Below are 23466 nucleotides of genomic sequence, written 5' to 3'. Positions count from 1 at the left end.
GCTCCTAGGGCGCGACGAGCAGGGCCTCCGCGCCCACGGGCCGGTATCCGGCCGCCTGGAAGGCGCGCACGCTGCGGGCGTTGCCCGCGGCCTGTTGGGACCAGACGTACTGCCCCGGGGGGACGAGGTGCCGGGCGGCCGTGGCCAGGGCCCGGCCCAGCCCCCGGTGCCGTGCGTCCTCGTCCACCTCGACGGCCGTCTCCCAGCGGCCCGCCACACCGCGCCCGAGCACGAGCACTCCCCCGTCCGTCGCCCAGACGCGGACGTCGTCCCGGCGCGTGCGGGCGCTGTGCACGCGCGGGTGATCCGGGTCGGCGAGCTCACGCAGTTCCAGCGGGGGGTCGCCGGGCAGGGAGCCCGCCACCGTGAGCAGGTCGACGGTGTCGGTCGTCCGGCCCGTGCGGGCCAGGAACGCGGCCAGGAAGCGGGCGTTCATCGCGGCCGCCAGTTCGTCGCAGTCCAGGGCGGCGAGCGTGCCGCGCACCCAGTCGGGGTCCTCGTCGGTGAACACCACGGAGTGCGCGGTGAAGGCGATCACTCCGGCGTCCCGGTGGCTGGGTTGGGGCACCACGGTCGTACCGCCGTCGGGCGCCGGAAAGCGCCCGCGCGCCGCCGCCTCCAGGATGTCGGCCAGGCTCCGCGGGCCGGGGTCAGGCACCGGCGCCCCTGGCCACGCACGCCGCCAAGTGGTCGTCGACCAGGCCGCATGCCTGCATCAGGGCGTACGCGGTCGTCGGGCCGACGAATCTGAGGCCCCGTTTCTTCAGGGTCCTGGACAGGGCCGTGGACTCCGGGGTCACGGCCGGGACGTCGGCGAGGGTCTTCGGGACCGGACGGCCGGCCGGGTCGGGGGCGTGGGACCAGATCAGCTCGTCCAGCTCGCCCTCGGACCAGTCGGCCAGCACGCGCGCGTTGGCGAGCGTGGCGTCGATCTTGGCGCGGTTGCGGATGATGCCCGCGTCGGCCAGCAGCCGCTCGCGGTCCTCCTCGGTGAAGGCGGCGACCTTCTCGATGCGGAAGCCGGCGAAGGCCGCGCGGAAGCCCTCGCGGCGGCGCAGGATCGTGATCCAGGACAGGCCCGACTGGAAGGCCTCCAGGCTGATCCGCTCGAAGAGGGCGTCGTCGCCGTGGACCGGGCGGCCCCACTCCTCGTCGTGGTACGACACGTAGTCCTCGGTGGACAGGGCCCAGGGGCAGCGCAGGGCGCCGTCGGGTCCGGCCAGGGCGGCTCCCTCGGTCATCGCCGGTCCTCCGGACGGTCGGGCTTCGCCATGTGCACGTGCGCCGCCGCGGCCCTGGCTCCGGCCAGCGCCGACTCCAGGTCGGCGATACGGGCGTCCCGCTCGGCGAGTTCGGCGGCGACGCGGCCGAGGGCGTCGTCGACGTCCGCCATGCGGTAGCCGCGCGGGGCGACCGGGAAGCGCAGGCTCTCCACGTCCGCCCGGCCCACCGGGCGGTCCGGGGGCAGCGGGTCCTGCAGCCGCTCCGGTGCCGCCTCGGGCAGCGGGCCGCTCCCGCCGCCGCCCACCACGGCCAGTGTCACCGCGGCGACCACGACGGCCAGCGCGACGACCAGGAACAAGAACATCACCATCGCCTCAGGGTCCCCACGCTCTCTGCCGGACGCTGTGCCGGACATCGAATCTGTCTGGGTCCGATCGTGCCATGCGAGTCGGACGGTTAGGGTCACGGTGGCCGTACTGCGGGACGTACTAGGAGAGGTCACAGCGGATGCTCAGGCTGGGCGGGCGGGAATTCGGGCCCCACGAGACGGTGATCATGGCGATCGTCAACCGGACTCCGGACTCCTTCTACGACCAGGGGGCCACGTTCCGCGACGAGCCCGCGCTCGCGCGCGTGGAGCAGGCCGTGGCCGAGGGCGCCGCGATCATCGACATCGGCGGGGTGAAGGCCGGACCGGGCGAGGAGGTGACGGCCGAGGAGGAGGCACGGCGGACGGTCGGCTTCGTGGCGGAGGTACGGCGCCGCTTCCCGGACGTGATCATCAGCGTGGACACCTGGCGGGCCGAGGTCGGCGAGGCGGTGTGCGAGGCGGGGGCGGATCTGCTGAACGACGCGTGGGGCGGCGTCGACCCGGCGCTGGCGGAGGTCGCGGCGCGGTACGGGGTGGGGCTGGTGTGCACGCACGCGGGGGGCGTGCAGCCGCGGACCCGTCCGCACCGGGTGACGTACGACGACGTGGTGGCCGACATCCTGGACGTCACCCTGGGGCTGGCCGAGCGGGCGGTGGCACTCGGGGTGCCGCGGGAGTCGGTGCTGATCGATCCCGGGCACGACTTCGGGAAGAACACGCGGCACAGCCTGGAGGCGACGCGGCGGCTGGACGAGATGGTCGCCACGGGGTGGCCGGTGCTGGTGTCGCTGTCCAACAAGGACTTCGTCGGCGAGACGCTCGACCGGCCGGTGAAGGAGCGGCTGATCGGTACGTTGGCGACGACCGCGGTGTCGGCGTGGCTCGGGGCGCGGGTGTACCGGGTGCACGAGGTGGCCGAGACCCGGCAGGTCCTGGACATGGTGGCGTCCATCGCCGGCCACCGGGTGCCCGCGGTGGCCCGGCGGGGCCTGGCCTGAACACCAGGGCCTCCGCCGGACCGTTCCCCTAGCGGGCCGCCTCCTTGGAGACGAGGGCGACTGCCTCGTCCACCTCGTCCGTCACATGGAACAGGAGCAGGTCCTTCTCCGCGGCCTTGCCCTGGGCCACCAGGGTGTTCTTCAGCCAGGAGACCAGGCCGCCCCAGTACTCGCTGCCGAAGAGGACGATCGGGAAGCGGGTGACCTTCTGGGTCTGGACCAGGGTCAGGGCCTCGAAGAGTTCGTCCAGGGTGCCCAGGCCGCCCGGCAGGACCACGAAGCCCTGGGCGTACTTCACGAACATCATCTTGCGCACGAAGAAGTAGCGGAAGTTCAGGCCGATGTCGACGTAGGGGTTGAGCCCCTGCTCGAAGGGCAGTTCGATGCCGAGGCCGACCGAGACTCCGCCCGCCTCGCACGCGCCCTTGTTGGCGGCCTCCATCGCGCCCGGGCCGCCGCCCGTGATCACCGCCCAGCCGGCCCCGACCAGGCCCCGGCCGAGCCGCACCCCGGCGTCGTACTCCGCCGAGTCGACCGGCGTACGGGCCGAGCCGAACACACTGATCGCGGGCGGGAGTTCGGCGAGCGTGCCGAAGCCCTCGATGAACTCCGACTGGATGCGCAGCACGCGCCAGGGGTCGGTGTGGACCCAGTCCGAGGGGCCGCCCGCGTCCAGCAGACGCTGGTCGGTGGTGCTGGCCGTCACCTGTCCCCGCCGCCGGAGGACCGGTCCGAGACGCTGCTCGTCCGGCGGGACCTTCTTCCCCTCGGGGTTTCCGGTAGGCATATGCGCTCCCTCAGCGGTTGGGGCCTCCCCGGCTCCGGCGAGGCCGGGGGCCGGGGAGGTAGTTCGATCTCAGACTAGATCCACGCCGGTTACGGAGGGGGGACGTGCGCGTGTCCGGCGTGAGGCTCCCGACGACAGCCCCGGGCGGTGAGCCCTAGGCGGTGAGCCAGTTCCGCAGGCGCTGCTCGCCCGCCAGGATCTTCGCCGTCTCCACCCGCTCGTCGCGCTTGTGCGCCAAGTGCGGGTTGCCGGGGCCGTAGTTGACGGCCGGGATGCCGAGCGCGGAGAAGCGGGAGACGTCCGTCCAGCCGTACTTGGGCCGCGGGGTGCCGCCCACCGCCTCGATGAAGGCCGCGGCGGCCGGATGGGAGAGGCCGGGCAGCGCGCCGCCGCTGTGGTCGTCGACCACGAACTCCTCCACACCGCAGTCCGCGAACACCTCACGGACGTGCGCGATCGCCTCCTCCTCCGTGCGGTCGGGGGCGTAGCGGAAGTTGACCGTCACCACGCACTCGTCGGGGATGACGTTGCCGGCCACTCCCCCGCCGACGCGGACCGCGTTCAGGCCCTCGCGGTACTCCAGGCCGTCGATCACCGGGTAGCGGGGCTCGTAGGACGCCAGGCGGGCCAGGATGGGGGCGGCGGCGTGGATGGCGTTGGAGCCCATCCAGGAGCGCGCCGAGTGGGCCCGCTCGCCCGACGTCTTCAGCAGCACCCGCAGGGTGCCCTGGCAGCCGCCCTCCACCTCGCCGTCGGAGGGCTCCAGCAGGACCGCGAAGTCTCCCTCCAGCCACTCCGGATGGGCCTCGGCGACGTGCTTGAGGCCGTTGAGCTCGGCGGCGACCTCCTCGTTGTCGTAGAAGACGAAGGTCAGGTCGCGGTTGGGGGCGGGGACCGTGGCCGCGATGCGCAGCTGCACCGCGACGCCCGACTTCATGTCGCAGGTGCCGCAGCCCCACAGCACGCCGTCCTCGTCCAGGCGCGAGGGCACGTTGTCCGCGATCGGCACCGTGTCGATGTGACCGGCCAGGATCACGCGCTCGGCGCGGCCCAGGTTCGTACGGGCGATCACGTTGTTGCCGTGGCGGTCCACCGTCAGGTGCGGCAGGGCACGCAGGGCGGCCTCGATCGCGTCCGCGAGGGGCTTCTCGGTGCCGCTCTCGGAGGCGAAGTCCACGAGCTGCGCGGTGAGCGCGGCGGCGTCGAGCGTGAGGTCAAGCGAGGTGTCGGCCATGTTCCGACCCTAGCGCGCCGCCCGCGGGGGCCGGGTGCAAGCGCTGTCCGCCGACCCCCCGTGAGGGCCCGGCGGGCCTCCAGTACCTTGTACGCGTGTCAGAGCCGTCCCCCACCCGTCCCAAGCGCCGCGGTCGCCTCTTCCGGTTCGCCGCGGCCCTGTTGGTCCTGTGCGGTGTCGCCGCGTACCTCGTGGTGCAGTACGTCACGGGAGGCGGCGGAGCGCGCGGCTGCAAGGTCGTCGCGGACGACGGGACCGGGACGGCGTACGAGTTCACTCCGGAGCAGGCGGTGAACGCGGCGACGATCGCGGCCGTGGGCACCGGGCGCGGGATGCCCGAGCGGGCGGTGGCGATCGCGCTGGCGACCGCTCTGCAGGAGTCGGGGCTGCGCAACATCGAGCACGGCGACCGGGACTCGCTGGGCCTGTTCCAGCAGCGGCCCTCGCAGGGCTGGGGCACCGAGCGGCAGATCATGGACCCCGCGTACGCGGCGGGCATCTTCTACGCGCACCTGGCCAAGGTGCCGGACTACGCCGATCTGCCGCTGACCCGGGCGGCCCAGGAGGTGCAGCGCAGCGGCTACCCGGAGGCCTACGCCAAGCACGAGCCGGACGCGACGCTGCTGGCGGCGGCGCTGACCGGGCGCGCGGCGGCCACGCTGACCTGTGACGGGCGTCCGGACGGCACGGCCACGACGACCGGCCCGGATGCCGTACGGGCCGCGCTGGTACGGGACTTCGGGCGGGACGCGCTGCAGGAGACCGGTGCGCAGGTGGGCGGTACGCCCGTGCCGTCGCCGTCTCCCTCGCCGAGCGTGACCGCGACCGCGCAGGGCCGCACCGTGACCGTGCCGGTGCCGCAGGGCACGAAGGTGGACGCGAGCGGGCGTGGCCCACGGCAGCGGGGCTGGCAGCTGGCGCAGTGGGCCGTGGCCAACTCCTCGGCGCTGCACATCCAGCGGGTGTCGTACGCGGGGCGGGAGTGGGCCGCCGGGAGCGACGGCGGCCGGTGGAAGCCGGGCGCCCAGGGCGGGGCCGCCGGCGCGGAGAAGTCCATGGACGTCGTCCGGATCGTGACCGGACAGTAGTACGAGGGATCCCTCCGGCGGGTTGCTCGGCACCGGTTCGGCCGACCGTCCGGGCAAGCCGGGCACCGGATCCGCGATCCCTTGGAAATCAAGGGACGTAAGGATTCTGCGGGATTTCCGGGAGACGTTCTTTGCCCGTTTTTATCCACACCTGATAATGCGATGCGTTATCCATTCTTTACCTGAGGCGTCCGCAACCTTCGCGGGCTTCGAGCGGTAGTCACGGCGTCCGAGCACGGACCCGAGCCCGGACACACACACCGTTCTCTCCCGTCGAATGGAGCATCATGTCCCTCCCTCTGACCCGCCGGATCGCCCGTGCCGCGCTGCTCGTCGCAGCGGGAGCGGCAGCCGGGGTCGGTGCGGCCGGCTCCGCCGGTGCGGCCACGAACCTTCCGGCGGCGACCCCGAACCTGGGGGGCCTGACCTCCCTGGACACGGCGAACGTCGCCAACACCGTCGACGGCGCCGCGACGAACGTCACCTCGCTCGCGGGCCACACGGGCGGCAAGGCGGTCGAGCAGGCGGTGCCGGCCGCGGGCCAGGCAGGCGGCGGTGCCCTGAGGAAGACCACGCCGGTGGCGCAGAAGGCCGCCGGTGACACCGCCGGGGCGGCCGGAGAGGTCCTCGGGGGCGCCACGTCCGGCGTCACGAAGGGTGGACTGCCCACGTCCAACCTGCCGGTCAAGGGGCTGCCGATCAGCGGCTGACGGTTCGCCGCCACCGAGCTGAGCCGCGACGGGGCCCGGGGAAGTTCCCCGGGCCCCGTCCGTCTTCGTGCCGCTGTTCTCAGGCCGTGAGGCGGGACACCGCCGCCCGCACGCGTTCGTCCGTCGCCGTCAGGGCCACGCGTACGAACTTCTCGCCCGCCTCGCCGTAGAAGTCGCCCGGCGCGACCAGGATGCCCAGGTCGGCCAGGTGGGCGACCGTGGCCCAGCAGGACTCGTCGCGGGTGGCCCACAGGTAGAGGCTCGCCTCGCTGTGCTCGATGCGGAAACCGTGGCCCAGCAGCGCGGCGCGCAGGGCCTCGCGTCGGGCGGCGTAGCGCTCGCGCTGTTCGTGGACGTGGGTGTCGTCGCCCAGGGCCGCCACGACGGCCGCCTGGGTGGGCGCAGACATCATCATGCCGCCGTGCTTGCGGATCTCCAGCAGCGGGCCGAGGACGGCCGGGTCGCCGGCGATGAAGGCCGCGCGGTAGCCCGCGAGGTTGGACCGCTTGGAGAGGCTGTGGACGGCGACGATGCCGTCGTGGGAGCCGCCGTTGACGTCCGGGTGCAGGACCGAGACCGGGTCGGCCTCCCAGCCCAGTTCCAGGTAGCACTCGTCGGAGACCAGCAGGACGCCGTGGGCGCGGGCCCAGGCGACGATGTCCGTGAGGTCCCCCTTGGAGATGACCCTGCCCGTCGGATTGGACGGGGAGTTCAGCCAGAGGAGCTTCAGGCCGGCGGGGTCGAGGTCGCGCGGGTCGTCGTAGGCCTCGTAGGCGGCACGGGCGAGGCGGGCGCCGACCTCGTAGGTGGGGTAGGCGAGGCGCGGGTACGCGACCCTGTCGCCGGGGCCGAGGCCCAGCTGGGTCGGCAGCCAGGCCACCAGCTCCTTGGAGCCGACGACCGGCAGGACGTGGCGGTGGGTGACCCCACGGGCGCCCAGGCGGCGCTCCAGCCAGCCGGTGATCGCGTCGCGCAGGGCCGGGGTGCCCCAGACGGTCGGGTAGCCCGGCGAGTCGGCCGCGTCGATCAGGGCCTTCTGGATCAGTTCGGGCACCGGGTCGACCGGGGTGCCCACGGACAGGTCGACGATCCCGTCGGGGTGCGCGGCGGCCGTCTTCTTGTACGGCTCCAGCTTGTCCCAGGGGAAGGTGGGGAGCCGGTCGGAGACTGCGGACACGGGAATCAGGCTCACTTTCGTACGGTGCGGCAAACGCCTCGGTCCCGTACGGCGGTGATCGGGACGATCGGGCCGTACGGGACCGAGGCGGCGCGGTTTGCGGGCCGCTTGGCGCTCAGACGGTCACTCGCCCTGCGGCGGCAGCGCGGCGACGAAGGGGTGGTCGCGCTCGATCAGCCCCAGCTTGCTGGCACCGCCGGGAGAGCCGAGCTCGTCGAAGAACTCGACGTTCGCCTTGTAGTAGTCCTTCCACTCCTCCGGGACGTCGTCCTCGTAGAAGATCGCCTCGACCGGGCAGACCGGCTCACAGGCACCACAGTCGACGCATTCGTCCGGGTGGATGTACAAGGACCGCGAGCCCTCGTAAATGCAGTCGACCGGGCACTCCTCGATGCACGCCTTGTCCTTCACGTCGACACAAGGCTGCGCGATGACGTAGGTCACGCTGTCGTTCCTCCTCGATAGGGCGCTGGCGGGCCTCCGTAGGCTCCGCCGCCTGGCGCGCGGGAGCGCGGCGTCGTCGATGCCCGCCCCTAGTATCTCCGTTCCGGAGCATGATCCGAACAGGAGGGGTGAACTGGCCAGTGGAAATCTCGGCGGCAGGGCGTCTGGAAGTCCGTATCAACCCTTCTGACGTGGGAAAACGGGTCTCCGTACGGCGCTTGAGCGAACCTGGGGCGACGCGGGAGAAGTTCACCGACACGGTCGGTGTTCTCACATCATGGGATGATGGCGTGCTCATGATCACACGACGGGACGGGCAAAGTGTCCGGATCGCCGAATCCGCCCTCGTCGCGGGCAAGGTCGTGCCGGCCGCTCCGGCACGCCGCCGCGGGCCTTCCGCCTCGTACGCGGAGCTCGCACGGGTCGTCTCGCACGGATGGCAGCCGCTGGAGACCGAGCGGCTCGGGGAGTGGGAGCTGCGGGCCTCCGAGGGGTTCACACGGCGGGCCAACAGCGTGCTGCCGGTCGGCGACCCGGGCCTTCCGCTCGACGCGGCCCTCGCGGTGGTACGACGCTGGTACGGCGAGCGTGGCCTGCCCGCCTACGTCCAGACGGCCACCGGAGCCGAGGGCACGCAGGAGCTGCTGTGCGCGGAGCTGGAGCGGCGCGGCTGGGTGCGGGAGGTGAGCTCCGAGGTGTGGACCGGTGCTCTGGCGCCGGTCGCGGACCGGGCCGGGGGCACGGGTGTGCTGCTGTCCCGGTCGGCGGACGAGGCGTGGCTCGCCCGGTACCAGCGCAAGGGGGTGAGCGAGGTGGCCCTGCGGGTGCTCGGCGGCGGACCGTCGGTGTGGTTCGCGACCGTCCCCGGTGCCGAGGGCGAGGCTCCGGCGGCGATCGGCCGGTGTGTCGTGGAGGGCCGGTGGGCCGGCTTCGCGGCGGTCGAGGTGGATCCCGGGCGGCGCCGGCAGGGGCTTGCCACGCAGGTGCTGGCCGCGCTGGCCCGCCGGGCGCTGGAGGAGGGCGCGTCGGCGGCCTGGCTGCAGGTGGAGACGGACAACGCGGCCGCACACGCGCTCTACGCCGCGCTGGGCTTCACGCCCCACCACACGTACCACCACTACCGGGCTCCGCAGGAGGACGACCCCGAGGGTCCGGGCCGGGAGACGGAAGCGGGCGGCGAGGGCCGGGGCCGGCTCCCCGACCCGTCCGGGACGGCCCGGGAAGCGGAAGGCGAAGGGCGCGGGCCGGACGCGGTTCCGGGCGTCGGTGGGGCGGGGCGGTCGTAGAAGCGCTGTGAAGGGGCATGAACCTGGCATGCGTCACCCGTATCTGCCGCCGCCGTACCCGCCCCCGCCGGAGCGGTCCGCCGAGGTGCGCCGGAGATTCGGCGAGGAGGCGCGGTCCGGGCGGCCGGATCTGGCGATGCTGTGTCTGCTGATCGGCGCCGAGACGGACGGCTCGCTGGACGAGGCAGGGATCGACGCCGCGCAGCTGGAGCTGGACCGGCTCGCGGGCGAGCTGCCGTACCGGCCGGGCGGCCCGCGGGCGTGGGCGGAGGCCGTGGGACGGCTGCTCGGGGAGCGCTACGGCTTCCACGGGACGCCCGGTGACTACCAGCGGCTGGAGTCCTCCCTGCTGCACAAGGTGCTGCGGCGGCGGCGCGGGCTGCCGATCCTGCTGTCGGTGGTCTGGCTGGAGGTCGCCCGCAGGGCCGGCGCTCCGGTGTACGGGGTCGCGTTGCCGGGGCACTTCGTGGTCGGGTTCGGCCCGGCCGAGGAGCAGGTGCTGGCCGATCCGTTCGACGGGGGCCGGGTGCTGACCGGGACCGACGCGGACATGTTCGTGGTGGGTGCCACGGGGGCCCCGCTGGATGCCGCGATGCTGGAGCCCGCGGCGCCGCTGGAGGTGGTCCTGCGCATCCTGAACAACATCCGCGCGTGGGCCGCGGCCCGGCCGGAGCGGTCGGACGTCGCTCTGCGGGCCGTGGAGCTGGCGCTGCTCGTGCCCTCCCATCCGGCGCGGCTGCGCTACGAACGCGGACAACTCCTGGTGCAGCTGGGCCAGTTCGTGCCGGGAGCCGAGGAGCTGGACGCCTACGCCGATCTGATCGAGGTGGTCGACGAACCGACCGCCCAGAAGGTACGCCAACAGGCGCACTCGGCACGGTCGATGCTCAACTGACGGTCACAGCCACCCCTTCTCCCGCGCCGTCCGCACCGCCTCCGCCCGGTTGCGGACCGCCAGTTTCTGGATGGCCGTGGAGAGGTAGTTGCGGACCGTGCCCTGGGAGAGGTGCAGGGCCTCGGCCAGCTCGGCGTTGGTGGAGCCGTCTGCCGCGGCCCGCAGCACCTCGCGTTCGCGTTCGGTGAGGGGGTTGGCGCCCTCAGCGAGGGCCGCCGCGGCGAGCGTGGGGTCGATGACCCGCTCTCCGGACAGCACCTTGCGGATCGCCTCCGCGAGCTGCGCGGCCGGGGCGTCCTTGACGAGGAAGGCGTCGGCGCCCGCCTCCATGGCACTGCGCAGGTAGCCGGGACGGCCGAAGGTGGTGAGGACGACCAGCTTGACCCGGGGATGCTCCCGGTGCACCTGGGCCGCCGCCTCGATGCCGGTGCAGCCGGGCATCTCGATGTCGAGCAGCGCCACGTCGACGCCGTGCGCGCCGACGGCCGCCAGCACCTGGTCCCCGCGCGCGACCTGGGCCACGACCTCGATGTCGTCCTCCAGCCCGAGCAGCGCGGCCAGGGCCTCGCGGACCATCGACTGGTCCTCGGCGAGGAGGACCTTGATCGTGCTCGTCATGCCCCGGATCCTACGTCCCCCCGAGAGGCCGCGGGGACGCGGGCGACCAGCCGGAACCCGTGCTTGATCCGGCCCGCCTCCAGGGCGCCGCCGGCCTTCTCCAGCCGCTCCGTGAGGCCGGTCAGACCGTTGCCGGGGATGCCGCCGGCGTCGCCGGATCCGTTGTCCTCGACGGAGAGTTCGAGCATCGGACCGTCCAGGGTCTGCCGGTGCGTGAGCTGGACGAGGCACCGCTCGGCGCCGCTGTGCCGGACCACGTTGGTGACGGCCTCGCGCAGCGCCCAGGCGAGCGCGGACTCGCTCTCCTCGGGGACGCCGGCGAGGTCGGGCTCGGCCGGCAGGTCGGCGGTGACCCCGGCGGCGGTCAGCGCGACCTGGGTTCCGGCGAGTTCCGCGGCCAGCCGGGGGCGCCGGTAGCCGGTGACGGCCTCCCGTACGTCGACCAGGGCCTGCCGGCTGACCTGTTCGATGTCGGCGACCTGCTGGGCCGCCTTGTCGGGGTGGTCGGGCAGCATCCGGCCGGCCAGCTCGCTCTTCAGCGTGATCAGGGAGAGCGAGTGGCCGAGCAGGTCGTGCAGGTCGCGGGCGAGCCGCAACCGTTCCTCGTTGGCCGCGAGATGGGCCACGGTGGCCCGCGCCTTGCGCAGCTCGACGGTCGTACGGACGAGTTGGGAGACGCCGATCATCGCGAACCCGATCAGCGGGACGAGGAGCAGACTCTCGTCCGCCTTCTCGTGCCAGCGCGTTCCGACGAGGCACATCACCACGGTCGCCGCGGGGATCGCCCAGAACGCGGCCCGGACCGGCAGGGTCGCCCCGCAGGCGACCGACAGGTAGATGAACATGCCGAGCCATGCGCCGCCGAAGCTGTACGACAGCAGGGGGGCGAGGACGCCGAGGACCGAGAGCAGTGCGACGACGGCGCGCGGGGAGTAGGGCCGGCCCATGTTGCGGAAGACCAGCGCCAGGTAGGCGGTCACGAAGGCGGCGAGGCCGATCGCGCCGCCGACCGTGGCGCCCGTGGTGTGGCGGCCGGAGGCCAGGTCCTGGACGGGGGACCTGAGGAAGACCAGCCAGACGCCGATCCACAGCGCCTTGATCATCAGCTCGCGCCGGTTGCGCGGGCCCTGGCCGATCCGCACCTGGTGCTCCGGCCGCACCTCACCGATCCGCGGGTCTTCCGTCATCGTGCTCACGCCTTCAGCGTGTCCTTCCGGTACAGCCAGGCCGCGCCACCCGCGAAGAGGACGAAGTAGACGGCGAGGATGGCGACGTCGGTCCCGCTGGGGGCCTGGCTCTGTTCGATGGCCCGTCCGAGAGCAGCGTACGCGTGGGTGGGCAGCCACTTCGCGACGTCCTGGAGGGCCTGCGGGAAGCTGGTGGACGGCATCCACAGGCCGCCGAGGACCGACAGGCCGAAGTAGACGATCATCGTGATCGGGCGGACCGCGTCACCGGAGGCGAGGTAGCCGAGGGCGACACCCAGCGCGGCGAAGACGAGACTGCCGGCCCAGATGACCCCGGTCAGGGCGAGCCACTGCCAGGCGCCGAGGTGGACGTGCTTGAAGGCGGCGGCGGCGATGAACACCACGACGATCGACGGCAGGCTCACCACGGCGGCGCTGGCGGTCTTGGCGAGGACGTAGCCGCGCCCGGGCAGCGGGGTCAGCCGCAGCTGCCGTACCCAGCCGTTCTCGCGTTCCTTGGCGATGCGCTCGCTGTTGCCCATCAGGACGGCGGTCAGGGCGCCGAAGGAGGCCATGGAGACCATCAGGTAGGTGGCGACGGTCAGGCCGGTACCGTCGACCTTGTCGGTGGAGCCGGAGCTGCTGGAGAAGATCAGGAAGAGGATCGCCGGGTAGAGCACCGAGAAGAACAGGAATCTCCGGTTGCGGAACGCGCGGGTCAGTTCCAGCTTGATCAGGGCGTTCATGACTGCTTGGCCTCCTCGGCCTCCGTGATGGCGACGAAGGCCTGCTCCAGACCGAGGCCGGCGACTTCGAGATTGCGGGGGAAGACACCGAGGCCGTACAGGGCGTGGACGGTGGCGTCGGCGTCGGACGACTGGATGCGGACGGTCTGGCCCGACCCCGTGGCGGAGCCGCTGTTGGACACAGTGATCGAGGTGAGGAACGGCAGGCCTCGCAGGGCCGCCTCGTCGATCTCGCCCTCCAGGTCGAAGGAGACCCGCCGGGCGCCCGCCTTGGCCTTGATCTCGGCGGCGGTGCCGTCGGCGAGGAGGCGGCCGCGGTGCAGCACGAGCACGCGGTCCGCGATGGCGTCGGCCTCTTCGAGGTAGTGGGTGGCGAACAGGACGGTACGGCCCTGGTCGGCCTGCTCACGCATGGTGGCCCAGAAGGCCTGGCGGGCGGAGACGTCCATGCCGGTGGTCGGCTCGTCCAGGATGATCAGGTCGCTGTCACCGGCGGTCGCGAGGGCGAAGCGGACCCGCTGGGCCTGGCCGCCGGAGAGCTTGTTGACCTTGCGGTCGGCGATCTGTGTGATGCCCGCGCGGGACATGACGTCCGCGGCCTTGTACGGCTTCGGGTGCAGCGAGCAGGCCAGCTTCACCAGCTCGGCCACGGTGACCTCGTCCATCAGACCGCCGCTCTGCAGCATGGCCCCGACCCGCCCGGCGACGATGGCGTCACGGGGGGCGCCGCCGAAGAGGCTCACCGTGCCGCCGTCGGGGTGCTTGAGGCCGAGGAGCAGATCGAGAGTGGTGGACTTGCCGGCCCCGTTCGGGCCGAGGAGGGCGACGGTCTCGCCCGGGTACAGCCGGAGCGAGAGCCCGTCGACGGCCTTCACGCTCCCGTACGTCTTGGTCACCTGGTCGAAGCCGACCACCGGGGTGGTGGTGGCCGGTGCCGCAGTTGTCGTCATGGCGTCCATGCTCGCGGCGGGGCCGGTCGCCGGGCAGTGTCGGGGGTCCTGAGTGCCGGATGACAGATGTCATGCGGATCGGGTGACAGGCACGGCGAAGGGGCGCCCCCAACGGTGGGCGCCCCTTTTCGACCGTGGTGCGGCTAGCTCGGGTTGGTGTCGATGACCGCGACCCGGTTGGTCTTGCTCAGCAGCGCCTGGCGCAGGACGCCGTAGACGTCCTGCGGGGTGACGGGCGTCTTCTTGCCGTTGGCGCGGGTGATGAGCACGCCGTCGAAGGTCTTGCCGTAGAGCTGCTGCAGGGCGTTCAGATCGGGCTTGTCGACCAGTTTGCCGTCCGCCGTGGGCACCACCCTGAGGAACTTCCAGAGCGACTTGCCCGGGCTCATCAGGATCACGTGCCCCGCGCCCGCCTGCACCGTCACGCTGCTCGACATCGCCGGCTGCGCGAACTCCTTCATCTCCTGGTCGACCGCCGCGTTCGACACCGTCGGCTGCTTGGTGGTCGTCGGCACGGTGACCGCGGTCGCGGTGTTCGTCTCCACCAGGGTGCGGTAGGCCTGTTCGACCGCGGCGGTCGACTGGCCGGCGTCAATGGCCTTGCCCGCCTTGCCGTAGACGGCGACCGCGTGGCCCGGCTTGAAGTCGATGCCGCCCTCGACGACCGAGCCGGAGCCGCCGCCGGCCTGCTGGAGGGCGGCCTGCAGCTTCTCCTCGTCGACCGGCATCTGGGGCTCGATCACACGCTTCTGCCCGAAGAGGGAACCGATGACGTGGACCGGGTTGTAGTCGCTGGTCGCGGCCTTGCTGACGGTGTCCTGGAAGTCGAACTGGAGGCCCGCGTTCTCCGGGGTGAGGGTGACCGTCCTGCCGCCGACGGACAGCTTCAGCGGCTTGTTCACCCGGCTGCCGAAGGCGTCGTCGAGCTTCTTGACGGCGTCGTCGCGGGTGCCGCCGCCGATGTCCACGCCGAGCACCGTGGTGCCCTTGGGGACGTCGGTGTGGTTCATCAGCAGCCCGGCGCCGTAGGCACCGCCCGCGACGACGACCACGCCGACGCCGAGCAGCACCAGCTTGCTGCGGCCCTTCTTCTTGGGCTTGGCCTGCGTCTTGGGCGCGGGCGCCGGCTCCGGCCGCCCGGACGGGGTCCGCGCGGCCGGGCCGTCGGCGGAGCCGCTGCCGAAGGGTGAGGTGCCGGCCCCGGGGACGACCGGGATGCCGCTGGTGACGGTGTGTCCGGAGACGTTGTCGGGGCGGTAGCCGGGCGTGCCCGGTTCGGGGGCCGGTTTCTGCGGGGTGAGGATCGCGGTGTCGTCGCTGAGCCCGCCGCCCGGGCCGAGGCCGGTGGCGCCGCCGCCGAGGCCGGTGCCCGGGCCTGCGGGGCCGCCCGGAGCGCCGGGACGGCCGGGGCCGGGGGGACCTTCGAGGTCGGCGATGTCGGCGAGGGCGCTGCGGGGGGCCTGGCCGCCGGGAGCGCCGTAGCGGTCCGTGCCGAACGAACCGCCCGGGGAGGACAGGTCGTCGAAGGCCTCGCCCGCCGACGGGACGAGGGGACCGTCGCCGGTGACCGGACCGCTGGTCGGTCCGGCCGGGCCCTGCGGGCCGCCGGGACCGCCGTGGCCGTGCGGGCCGTTGAAGCCGCTGGGGCCGCCGGGGCCGCCGGGGCCGCCCAGGCCGCCGGGTCCGTTCGTCGCGTTTCCGCCCGCCGTGGCGCCGAAGCCGTCGCGTCCGCTCGTGTCCGGGGTGCCGCCGTCGAAGGCGTCGGGGCCGCTCGCACCGCTCGTGCCCGGGCCGCCGAAGCCGTCCTGGCCGCCGTTCTCCGTGAAGAACGGCAGGTCGTCGCGGCGGGGTTCGCCGCCGGACGCGCCGGGGCGGGAGCCGGAGCCCAGCGGGCCCGCGGCCAGCGCCTCGGTCACGTCGAAGGAACCGGTGCCGCCGCCGTGTCCGGGGGCGACCGGGCCGCCAGTGGCGCCGGGCAGGCCCTTGCCGTTCGTGGTGCCGGAGCGGGAGGCGCCCGGAACGCTCATGGAGCCGACCACGCCACCGGGACGGCCGCCACCGGGGCGTGCGCCGGTGGTACCGGTCGTACCGGATGCTCCCGCACCACCCGTCCGGGTGCCCGGTGCACCGGGGGCGGGGTGGGAACCGGTGGGGATTCCGGCCCCGTTCGTGGCGCCGCCGCCCGGACCGCCCTTGCCGCCGGACGACTTGCGGGGCGCGAACCAGTCGCTGGTCTTGTCCTCGCCCTGGGCCGGGGGCTCGGCGGCGGGCTCGGCGGGGCCCGGGGCCGGCCGGTCGGCGGCGGTGGGCCGCGGAGCGGCGGGCGTCTCGTCCCCGGCGACGTCGGCGTCCCCGACGGGCTTGCGCACGACGACCGGCGGAATGGGCCTGGATCCGGGAATGTTGATCCGGATCCGGGTCGTCAGCGTGGTCTCGGTCTTCTTCTCCTCCGGCCGCGGGGCCGAACGGCCCGCGTCGGCAGCGTCGTCGGAAGCCATGGGGGTCCCGTACGGCGGCGTGCCGGAGGGGTATGCGGCTCCGCCGCGCCCGTTGGGCCCGGAGGACGGAGTGTCAGTTTCACGACTCAAGGCAGGTTCTCCCAGTTGGCTCCGCCGCCCGTATCGACCTCACACAGCGGGCGGCTCGGCGGCGCGCACCACCATACTGGCCACCTCTGGCGCTTATCCCATGACCGCTGAGGAAACCCACACGGGACTCGCACGTGCACCGCATGGCGAAGTGGTACGTCACTTGCCAAGTCGGGCGGGGCCGCCGCGGGGTTGCCGCCCGGCGCCAAGGGTGGCGCAGATCACAGCGAGAGCCATGCCGCCGAGCAGGAAGAGATAGGAACCGGCACCGGCGCCGAACAGGAAGTCGCCCTCCGGGCGGGCGGTGGTGAGCAGGATGACGGTGACGATCCAGCCCGCCACGGGTGCGACCGCCCCGCCCCGGCCGCCGGTGGCGTACGCCCCGCCGAGGAAGAGGCCGGCCGCGCCCGCGAGGGCGAGGAGCAGCCCGCCGGGGAACCAGGCGGCCTGGACGAGCGCCCCGGCGAGGGCGACGACCGGGCCGAGCAGGAAGAGTCCGGCATGGGCGCCGATCCGTCCGGCCGAGGGCCGTCGCAGCGGCTGGGCGAGCAGCGGGCCCTGTCCCTGGTTGCTCATGACGTCTCCTGAAGGTCGAGGCCGGCGAACAGGTCGGTCTCCCCCGGCCGTGCCGCGCCGCGCACCAACTCGTAGTACTCGGTGGTGAACAGCGGCTGGGCTAGTTCGTTGGAGAGCGCGAAGTACGGCTCGGCCACCTCGATCTGGGTGACGTGGGCGCGCATCGCGGCGGCCTTGGCGGAGGCGTGTGCGCTGCCGTCGACGGCGGTGGTGATCCGCTCGTCGTCCACCACGCCGGGTACGTCGTCCAGGGAGGCGCTCTTGCCGAACGGCAGCGCGGGCAGTTCGTCCTGGAGGCGGGCGAAGGCGGCCTCGGCGACGGAGCGCGGGACGCGGTTCCAGTAGACCTTGGCGATCCGGTGGCCGCGTTCGGCCGCGAGGTCGACGGCGCGCATGGCGACGCGGTGGGCCTGGATGTGGTCCGGGTGGCCGTAGCCTCCGTGGTCGTCGTACGTCACGAGGACCTGGGGGCGGACCTCCAGGATGACCTCGACCAGGTGGCCGGCGGCCTCGTCCACGTCGGCCTGCCAGAAGCAGCCGGGATCGTCGTTGTCCGGGATGCCCATCATCCCGGAGTCGCCGTACCGCCCCGCCCCGCCGAGCAGCCGGGCGTCGGCCACGCCCAGCGCGCGCACGGCCTCGGCCAGCTCGCCGCGCCGGTGCGCGCCCAGCGCGGGTCCCGTCAGATGCCGCAGTCCGGGCGGGATGACCTCGCCCCGTTCCCCGAGGGTGCAGGTGACCAGGGTCACATGGACACCCTCGGCCGCGTACCGGGCCATGGTCGCGCCGTTGTTGATCGACTCATCGTCCGGGTGCGCGTGCACCAGCAGCAGACGCCGGGCGGGCAGTTCCGTCATGGGGACACCCTACGAGGTCCCTGCGAGGGACTCGCGTCTTCGCCGAACGAGCTCATTCGTATCCGGAAGACGCTCTTCAGCGTCAGGGCCGCGACTCCGCCTCGTCGCTCCGACTCTCGTCCCGGTAGCGCGGAAGGTCATCGGTCGAGACGGTCCAGTCCGCGATGGTGACGTCCTCGCCGTACACGAAGTCCTTGCGGGTGGCGTAGCGGGGGCCGTCGGGGGTGGGGTGGATGTCGGAGAGGACAGCGCCGGTGCCGGGGCGATGGTCATGGCGCTCGCTCCTCGTCGTCTGTGCCCAGGGGCAAGGATCGTCGCTTTCAGGCTAGGCGGCCTCCACGAGATCGGTTCGGCAGTCGCGGCAGCGGCCTGGGACGGGTGCGCGGAAGGGGCGGTCGCAGCCGTCGCAGGTCTGGAACGGGTGCCGTACGGGTGGCGGGGCGGCCGGCGCACGGAAGGGCGGTGGGGGTGGCAGCTGGGTCGCGAGGCGGTGGGCCAGCAGGGCGGCGGGGCGGCGCAGTCCCTCCGGTGGCAGGTCGGCAGTCAGTGCCTGGCGTACGGCGGTGGGGCTGACGTCCCGCTCCAGCCAGGCGGCCACACCTGGGGCCAGGTGTGCCGTGTCCTTCTCCGAGAGGAGTAGGCGTGAGTCGTGGCCGCGCAGGCTCGCGAGGAGGTCGGTGGCGGCCTGGAGGAGGGCCGGGGCGGTGCAGGACGGCCGGGGTACGGCGGGGAGGGGCTTGGGGGCGGTACGGCGCGGGTGTTCGGCCGGCGCCTCAGCCGGTCGTACGGGCCGCAGAGCGGGGCAGCTGGGCTTGTCGCGGCGGTGGCGCCGGGCTGCGGGCTGGTTGCAGGAGACGGTCCGGGTGACGATACGGCCGCCGGGGATCCGGGTGCGTTCGCGGTGCAGGTAGCCGTAGGTCTCCAGCTCGCGCAGGGCGGCGGCGATGCGGGTGGCTCCCTCGGGGAAGCGGGCGGCGAGGGTCTTGATGTCGACGCGGGCGCCCTTCGGCAGCGACTGGATGTGGCAGGCCAGGCCGATCGCGAGGAGGGAGAGGTCGGGGTGTTGCGTGAGGTGGTTGCCGATGACCGTGAAGCGGGCGGTGTGGCGGGTGTTGTCGTGGATGAGCCCGCCAGCGTGGTGACCCCGATTCGGGTGCTTGTTGTCGGCAATGCGGGACTGGGCGCGCGGGGGCACGCTAGGGTCCTGCGTATCCATCGGGAAGTCCTTACCTTCCTCGGTGGTCAGGCCCTCGCACTGGGATTGCCCGTCCCGGCGAGGGCCGTCGCATGTCTGCGGCTGTGTTGCGCTGAGCGTATGGGTGACCAGGGCTGCGAAATCCAGCTGACGCAGGCATATTCACCCGCCCGAGTGAGCGTGGGCCACGGGCGGGAGGGGTGGGGCTTGGTTGAGTTCTTTCCCCCGACGTTCTTTGTCTTCAATCGCTGGCGCCACCGGAACTCGTGGGGGCGGGTTCCGGTGCCGGAAGGAGCAGTTCGGCCCAGACCGTCTTGCGTGGGAACCGGCCCTCGGCGACGTCCCAGCGATCTGCGAGTGCATCCACGAGCAGCAGGCCACGACCGGACCCGGCGAGCACGTCCGGCACTTGGAGCTTGGGCAAGCGGTCACCGCGCGTGTCGGTGACTTCGATGCGCAAGGTGTGGCCGACGACGTAGAGCGTGAGGCGGAAGCTGCGGCCGGGGAGGCGGCCGTGAGTCGCGGCGTTGGCCGCGAGCTCGGCCACGATGTGCGTTGCGGGGTCGGTGGGGAGGCCCCAGCTTCGGAGTTGGTCGGCTGCGAGCAGTCGGGCCAGGCGGGCACCGCGCTGGGTGGAGGAGAGGAGGACGGTGAAGTTGGGGATGCCGGTGTGGAGTTGGTCCTCGGCAATTTGCTGATTCACGTCACTCAGAGTGGCCGTCGGCCCCTACCGTGATGAGTGATTACACCGTTGCGTACGGTGACTGTCCGGCGGTTGTCCAGCGTGTCGGCGCTTGTCAGGAGGGGTGATGACGGACGAACTCAAGGGCGGGTCGGACGAGCCGGGTTGGGAGGTGGACCCGGACGACGAGTGGGGCGTCGCGGTCATCGCCACCGTCGGGCGGCAGTTGAGGCTGCGGCGCGAGGCGGCGGGGATGAAGGCCGGCGAGTTCGGCAAGGCCATCGGCTACGGCGAGGACCTGGTCTACAAGGTGGAGGCGGGCAAGCGGATTCCCCAGCCCGGGTATCTGGACAACGCCGACGAGGTGTTGGAGGCCGGTGGGTTGGTGTCGGCGATGAAGGCGGACGTGGCCAAGGTCCGGTATCCCAAGAAGGTGCGAGCGCTGGCGGAACTGGAGGCCAAGGCCGCCGAGATCGCCCTGTACGAGAGCCACATCATCGCTGGGTTGTTGCAGACGCGGGAGCACGCACGAGCGGTGATCGGAGCGGCGCAGCCGCCGTACTCGCCGGACGACGTGGAACGCATGGTGTCCGCTCGCCTGGCCCGCCAGTCGATCTTCGAACGCTCGCCCTCTCCAGCCCTCAGCTTCGTCCTGGAAGAGGGAGTCCTGCGGCGTCCCATCGGGGGCACAATGGTCTGGCGTCAGCAGCTCGAACGTCTGCTGGAAGTCGGGCGACTGCACAACGCCGTGCTTCAGGTGATGCCGATGAACTGCGACACCCACTCCGGGCTGGACGGTCGGATCGAACTACTGAAGTTCGCAGACGGTACGGCCGTGGGTCGCTCTGATGGCTCGTTCAACGGCCGAGCGATCACAGAACCCAAAGACCTGCGCATTCTGGAGTTGCGGTATGGCACGATCCGGGCTCAGGCACTCCCTCCACGGGAGTCGCTCGCTCTGATCGAACAACTGCTGGGAGAAGCATGATCCGCAAGACCGCTGCCGGGGACGCGTCCGAGCTGATGTGGTTCAAGAGCAGCTACAGCGGTGGCAACGACGGCGACTCCTGCGTCGAGATCGCGACAGCGCCCGGCACCATCCACGTCCGGGACTCCAAGAACGTCGACGGTCCCCGGCTCATGCTGGCACCAGGGGCCTGGACCCTGTTCGTGTCGTACGCGTCCGAAGACTGACCTGACGGGCACCTTCGGCACGCGTACCCGTACGGGTCAGAACTTGATGCTCCCGATCATGCTCGCCACGTTCGTCGTCAGCTCACTGATCGTGGGCGCGACGGTCGAGGAGGCGAGATAGAAGCCGAGCAGGATGCAGACGACCGCGTGGCCGCCCTTCAACCCGGACTTCCTGATCAGCAGGAAGACGATGATCGCCAGCAGCACCACCGCCGAAATCGAGAGTGCCACGGCGGCTCACCTCCAAAGATCCCAAGGACGCGGGGGGGGTTCGGACTATGGGGGTTGTCACTCGGTCGTAGATCGGTAGAGCAAATCAATGCAGACGCCAGCAGGTTCATACCCACACAGCGGTAGTGATCATAACTATCCGTGCTCGCGCATCGCGCGGCGCACGGCCGCACAAGGGGGCGCATGGCCAATATGGTCGGGGTATGACGACCGAGTCTGACTCCTTCCCCCGTCGGCACGCCCGGACGCAGCGATTCACGCTCGGCGCGCCGCGTGCGTTCAGCGTGGCGCCCGACGGTTCGCGTGTCGCGTTCCTGCGCTCCGGCTCCGGCACCGACCGGGCCAACTCCCTGTGGGTCATGGACCTTCCGGAGGGCGGCGAGCACCTGGCGGCCGACCCCGGCGCCCTCCTCGGCGGCGCCTTCGAAGAACTCTCGGCCGAGGAGCGGGCGCGCCGCGAACGCAGCCGGGAGGGCGGCGCCGGCATCGTCGGCTACGCCACCGACCGGGCCGTGGAGTTGGCGGCTTTCGCCTTGTCAGGGCGGCTTTTCACGGCCGAGCTGCGGGCCGGCACGACACGCGAACTCCGGGTCCCGGGACCGGTGATCGACCCGCGCCCCGCCCCCGACGGCCGGCACGTCGCCTACGTCTCGAGGGGCGCCCTGCGGGTCGTGGGCGCCGAGGGCGAGGACGACCGGGCGCTCGCCGAGCCGGAGCCGACGGCCGGAGCGGGGCAGGTCACCTACGGGCTCGCGGAGTTCGTCGCGGCCGAGGAGATGGCGCGTTCGCGGGGCTTCTGGTGGGCGCCCGACGGGCGCCGGCTGCTCGTGGCGCGCGTGGACGACACGCCGGTGCGGCGGTGGTGGATCGCGGACCCGGCCCGCCCGGAGCGTGAGCCACTCAACATCGCGTACCCGGCAGCGGGCACCCCGAACGCGGACGTACGGCTGTTCGTGATCGGGCTCCACGGGGGGCGCACGGAGGTGGCGTGGGACCGGTCCCGCTATCCGTATCTGGCCCGTGTGCACTGGTCAGCGGCGGGTGCGCCGCTGTTGCTCGTGCAGGCGCGGGACCAGCGCAGCCAGTTGTTCCTGGCGGTGGACCCGGACACCGGGACGACCCGCATGGTGCACGCGGACGAAGATCCAAGTTGGCTTGAACTCTTCGCCGGAGTGCCCTGCTGGAGCCCCTCCGGGCAGCTTGTCCGCATCGCGGACGAGGGCGGGGCACGGGTCCTGACGGTCGGCGAACGGCCGTTGACCAGCGGTCAGTTGCACATCCGGGCGGTGCTGGACGTGGGCTCCGACGACGTGCTCGTTTCCGCCTCGGCGGGCACGGAGGCGCAGGAGCCGGAGATCGGCGAGGTCCATGTGTACCGGGTGAACGAGCTGGGCCTGGAACGCGTGTCGCACGAGCCCGGCGTGCACTCCGCGGTGCGTGCCGGGGAGGTGACGGTGCTCGTGTCCGCGACGCCGGACAAGCCGGGCACCCGTGTCCAGGTGCTGCGTGACGGAAAACCGGCGGCGACTGTCCGGTCGTACGCCGAAGATCCTGGTATGTCCCCGCGGGTGACCTTCGCACTGGGGGGCGCACGCCGAATCCCGTGCGCCGTGCTTATGCCGCGGGACTACCCCGGTGACACTCCCCTGCCCGTCCTCATGGACCCCTACGGCGGCCCGCACGGCCAGCGGGTGCTCGCCGCGCACAACGCCCACCTCACCTCCCAGTGGTTCGCCGACCAGGGTTTCGCGGTGATCGTGGCCGACGGCCGGGGCACCCCGGGGCACTCGCCCGCCTGGGAGAAGTCGATCCGGGACGAGGTGGCGGCCACCGTGCTGCAGGACCAGGTGGACGCGCTGCACGCGCTCGCCGGCGAGTACCCGCTGGACCTGGACCGGGTGGCGATCCGCGGCTGGTCGTTCGGCGGCTATCTGGCGGCGCTGGCGGTGCTGCGCCGCCCGGACGTCTTCCACGCGGCGGTGGTCGGCGCCCCGGTGACCGATCTGCGGCTGTACGACACCCACTACCAGGAGCGCTACCTCGGTCATCCGGAGGAGCAGCCGGAGGTCTACCGCCGCAACTCGGTGATCGACGACGCGGGCCTGGTCGACCCGGCCGGGCCGCACCGCCCGATGATGGTCATCCACGGCCTCGCGGACGACAACGTGGTCGTCGCCCACTCCCTGCGGCTGTCCTCCGCCCTGCTCGCCGCGGGCCGCCCGCACGAGGTCCTGCCGCTGTCGGGGGTGACGCACATGACCCCGCAGGAGAACGTCGCGGAGAACCTGCTGCGGCTGCAGCTGGACTTCCTGCGGCGCTCGCTGCCAGAGCGGGACAAATGACCGTCAACTGCGTTAACACGCAGGCAACTTCGCCGAAGCGGTACCGATATACGGACGCGGGAGGCTGATCAGCGTACGGCCGTGCGG

The 23466-nt window shown here is 72.4% G+C and carries 25 protein-coding genes and 1 pseudogene; 8 read left to right on the top strand and 18 right to left on the bottom strand.

All coding sequences use genetic code 11. The features are described from left to right. Positions 1 to 4: 4 nt before the first annotated feature. Genes AB0D93_RS14140 through AB0D93_RS14130 form a run of 3 tightly spaced genes read right to left on the bottom strand, consistent with a single transcriptional unit; the run spans position 5 to position 1594 of the window. Positions 5 to 658 carry a GNAT family N-acetyltransferase gene (locus tag AB0D93_RS14140; RefSeq protein ID WP_362118394.1) on the bottom strand — a complete coding sequence of 218 codons (654 nt, stop codon included), beginning with the start codon at positions 656 to 658 and terminating at the stop codon, positions 5 to 7. Continuing rightward, positions 651 to 1241: a DNA-3-methyladenine glycosylase I gene (locus tag AB0D93_RS14135; protein ID WP_362118391.1), complete on the bottom strand. Its 591-nt coding sequence runs from the start codon at positions 1239 to 1241 to the stop codon at positions 651 to 653. The genes AB0D93_RS14140 and AB0D93_RS14135 overlap by 8 nt, the downstream gene beginning before the upstream one ends. After that, positions 1238 to 1594, bottom strand: a complete 357-nt coding sequence (locus AB0D93_RS14130) for a DivIVA domain-containing protein (RefSeq protein WP_362118388.1) — start codon at positions 1592 to 1594, stop codon at positions 1238 to 1240. Before AB0D93_RS14130 ends, AB0D93_RS14135 begins: the two co-directional genes overlap by 4 nt. 137 nt (positions 1595 to 1731) lie before the next feature. Here AB0D93_RS14130 and folP point away from each other — a divergent pair, with 137 nt between their 5' ends. Continuing rightward, positions 1732 to 2592, top strand: coding sequence for a dihydropteroate synthase (gene folP, locus AB0D93_RS14125; protein ID WP_362118385.1), 861 nt, complete (start codon positions 1732 to 1734; stop codon positions 2590 to 2592). Between the two features lie 28 nt (positions 2593 to 2620). On the opposite strand, the gene AB0D93_RS14120 is transcribed toward folP, so the two are convergent. Next, positions 2621 to 3379, bottom strand: coding sequence for a TIGR00730 family Rossman fold protein (locus AB0D93_RS14120; RefSeq protein WP_362118382.1), 759 nt, complete (start codon positions 3377 to 3379; stop codon positions 2621 to 2623). Positions 3380 to 3533: 154 nt separating this feature from the next. Continuing rightward, the gene (gene dapE / locus AB0D93_RS14115) at positions 3534 to 4613 is read right to left on the bottom strand and encodes a succinyl-diaminopimelate desuccinylase (RefSeq protein WP_362118379.1); all 1080 of its coding nucleotides are present in this window, start codon (positions 4611 to 4613) and stop codon (positions 3534 to 3536) included. A gap of 95 nt (positions 4614 to 4708) precedes the next feature. Here dapE and AB0D93_RS14110 point away from each other — a divergent pair, with 95 nt between their 5' ends. Continuing rightward, positions 4709 to 5701: a heavy metal transporter gene (locus tag AB0D93_RS14110; RefSeq protein WP_362118376.1), complete on the top strand. Its 993-nt coding sequence runs from the start codon at positions 4709 to 4711 to the stop codon at positions 5699 to 5701. 287 nt (positions 5702 to 5988) lie between these two features. Then, positions 5989 to 6411, top strand: coding sequence for an ATP-binding protein (locus AB0D93_RS14105; protein WP_362118373.1), 423 nt, complete (start codon positions 5989 to 5991; stop codon positions 6409 to 6411). Between the two features lie 79 nt (positions 6412 to 6490). Here the strand turns inward: AB0D93_RS14105 and AB0D93_RS14100 are convergent, their stop codons facing one another. Beyond that, positions 6491 to 7588 carry a bifunctional succinyldiaminopimelate transaminase/glutamate-prephenate aminotransferase gene (locus tag AB0D93_RS14100; RefSeq protein WP_362118370.1) on the bottom strand — a complete coding sequence of 366 codons (1098 nt, stop codon included), beginning with the start codon at positions 7586 to 7588 and terminating at the stop codon, positions 6491 to 6493. Between the two features lie 123 nt (positions 7589 to 7711). After that, positions 7712 to 8032: a ferredoxin gene (gene fdxA / locus AB0D93_RS14095; RefSeq protein ID WP_023546973.1), complete on the bottom strand. Its 321-nt coding sequence runs from the start codon at positions 8030 to 8032 to the stop codon at positions 7712 to 7714. Between the two features lie 140 nt (positions 8033 to 8172). Here fdxA and AB0D93_RS14090 point away from each other — a divergent pair, with 140 nt between their 5' ends. Then, positions 8173 to 9318, top strand: a complete 1146-nt coding sequence (locus AB0D93_RS14090; RefSeq protein ID WP_362119133.1) for a GNAT family N-acetyltransferase — start codon at positions 8173 to 8175, stop codon at positions 9316 to 9318. 28 nt (positions 9319 to 9346) lie between these two features. Further along, the gene (locus AB0D93_RS14085; protein ID WP_362118366.1) at positions 9347 to 10213 is read left to right on the top strand and encodes a transglutaminase-like domain-containing protein; all 867 of its coding nucleotides are present in this window, start codon (positions 9347 to 9349) and stop codon (positions 10211 to 10213) included. A 3-nt stretch (positions 10214 to 10216) separates the two neighbouring features. Here the strand turns inward: AB0D93_RS14085 and AB0D93_RS14080 are convergent, their stop codons facing one another. The 10 genes and pseudogenes from AB0D93_RS14080 to AB0D93_RS14035 form a co-directional block, all read right to left on the bottom strand. Continuing rightward, entirely contained in the window at positions 10217 to 10831 is a 615-nt protein-coding gene (locus tag AB0D93_RS14080; protein WP_362118363.1) for a response regulator transcription factor, read from the bottom strand. Continuing rightward, on the bottom strand, positions 10828 to 12018 hold the full coding sequence (locus AB0D93_RS14075) for a sensor histidine kinase (RefSeq protein WP_362119130.1): 1191 nt from the start codon (positions 12016 to 12018) through the stop codon (positions 10828 to 10830). The genes AB0D93_RS14080 and AB0D93_RS14075 overlap by 4 nt, the downstream gene beginning before the upstream one ends. A gap of 5 nt (positions 12019 to 12023) precedes the next feature. Beyond that, entirely contained in the window at positions 12024 to 12764 is a 741-nt protein-coding gene (locus AB0D93_RS14070; RefSeq protein WP_362118360.1) for an ABC transporter permease, read from the bottom strand. Continuing rightward, the gene (locus AB0D93_RS14065; RefSeq protein WP_362118357.1) at positions 12761 to 13714 is read right to left on the bottom strand and encodes an ABC transporter ATP-binding protein; all 954 of its coding nucleotides are present in this window, start codon (positions 13712 to 13714) and stop codon (positions 12761 to 12763) included. The genes AB0D93_RS14070 and AB0D93_RS14065 overlap by 4 nt, the downstream gene beginning before the upstream one ends. A gap of 143 nt (positions 13715 to 13857) precedes the next feature. Then, the gene (locus AB0D93_RS14060) at positions 13858 to 16302 is read right to left on the bottom strand and encodes a hypothetical protein (RefSeq protein WP_362118354.1); all 2445 of its coding nucleotides are present in this window, start codon (positions 16300 to 16302) and stop codon (positions 13858 to 13860) included. A 159-nt stretch (positions 16303 to 16461) separates the two neighbouring features. Beyond that, complete coding sequence (locus AB0D93_RS14055; protein ID WP_362118351.1) at positions 16462 to 16878, bottom strand: DUF6113 family protein; 417 nt, start codon at positions 16876 to 16878, stop codon at positions 16462 to 16464. Then, the gene (gene mshB, locus AB0D93_RS14050; RefSeq protein WP_362118348.1) at positions 16875 to 17735 is read right to left on the bottom strand and encodes an N-acetyl-1-D-myo-inositol-2-amino-2-deoxy-alpha-D-glucopyranoside deacetylase; all 861 of its coding nucleotides are present in this window, start codon (positions 17733 to 17735) and stop codon (positions 16875 to 16877) included. The genes AB0D93_RS14055 and mshB overlap by 4 nt, the downstream gene beginning before the upstream one ends. Positions 17736 to 17817: 82 nt before the next feature. Further along, a pseudogene (locus AB0D93_RS14045) lies at positions 17818 to 18006 on the bottom strand (Uma2 family endonuclease); the annotation flags it as partial. Positions 18007 to 18060: 54 nt separating this feature from the next. Then, a complete protein-coding gene (locus tag AB0D93_RS14040; protein WP_362118345.1) occupies positions 18061 to 18951 on the bottom strand; it encodes a helix-turn-helix domain-containing protein in 891 nt (296 codons plus the stop codon). Positions 18952 to 19171: 220 nt separating this feature from the next. Continuing rightward, entirely contained in the window at positions 19172 to 19633 is a 462-nt protein-coding gene (locus AB0D93_RS14035) for an ATP-binding protein (RefSeq protein WP_362118342.1), read from the bottom strand. 106 nt (positions 19634 to 19739) lie between these two features. On the opposite strand from AB0D93_RS14035, the gene AB0D93_RS14030 reads away from it, so the two are divergent. Both AB0D93_RS14030 and AB0D93_RS14025 read left to right on the top strand, forming a co-directional pair. Then, a complete protein-coding gene (locus tag AB0D93_RS14030) occupies positions 19740 to 20600 on the top strand; it encodes a helix-turn-helix transcriptional regulator (RefSeq protein WP_362118339.1) in 861 nt (286 codons plus the stop codon). Continuing rightward, on the top strand, positions 20597 to 20806 hold the full coding sequence (locus tag AB0D93_RS14025; RefSeq protein ID WP_362118336.1) for a DUF397 domain-containing protein: 210 nt from the start codon (positions 20597 to 20599) through the stop codon (positions 20804 to 20806). The genes AB0D93_RS14030 and AB0D93_RS14025 overlap by 4 nt, the downstream gene beginning before the upstream one ends. Before the next feature lie 36 nt (positions 20807 to 20842). Here the strand turns inward: AB0D93_RS14025 and AB0D93_RS14020 are convergent, their stop codons facing one another. Next, positions 20843 to 21037, bottom strand: a complete 195-nt coding sequence (locus AB0D93_RS14020) for a hypothetical protein (RefSeq protein WP_100828076.1) — start codon at positions 21035 to 21037, stop codon at positions 20843 to 20845. A gap of 203 nt (positions 21038 to 21240) precedes the next feature. Here AB0D93_RS14020 and AB0D93_RS14015 point away from each other — a divergent pair, with 203 nt between their 5' ends. After that, positions 21241 to 23379: a prolyl oligopeptidase family serine peptidase gene (locus AB0D93_RS14015; protein ID WP_362118332.1), complete on the top strand. Its 2139-nt coding sequence runs from the start codon at positions 21241 to 21243 to the stop codon at positions 23377 to 23379. Positions 23380 to 23466 lie beyond the last annotated feature (87 nt).

Source organism: Streptomyces sp. NPDC048191, assembly GCF_040652655.1.
GTDB lineage: Bacteria > Actinomycetota > Actinomycetes > Streptomycetales > Streptomycetaceae > Streptomyces.
The sequence above is the reverse complement of the archived record's forward strand: the minus strand, read 5'-3'. Positions and strand labels throughout refer to the sequence as shown.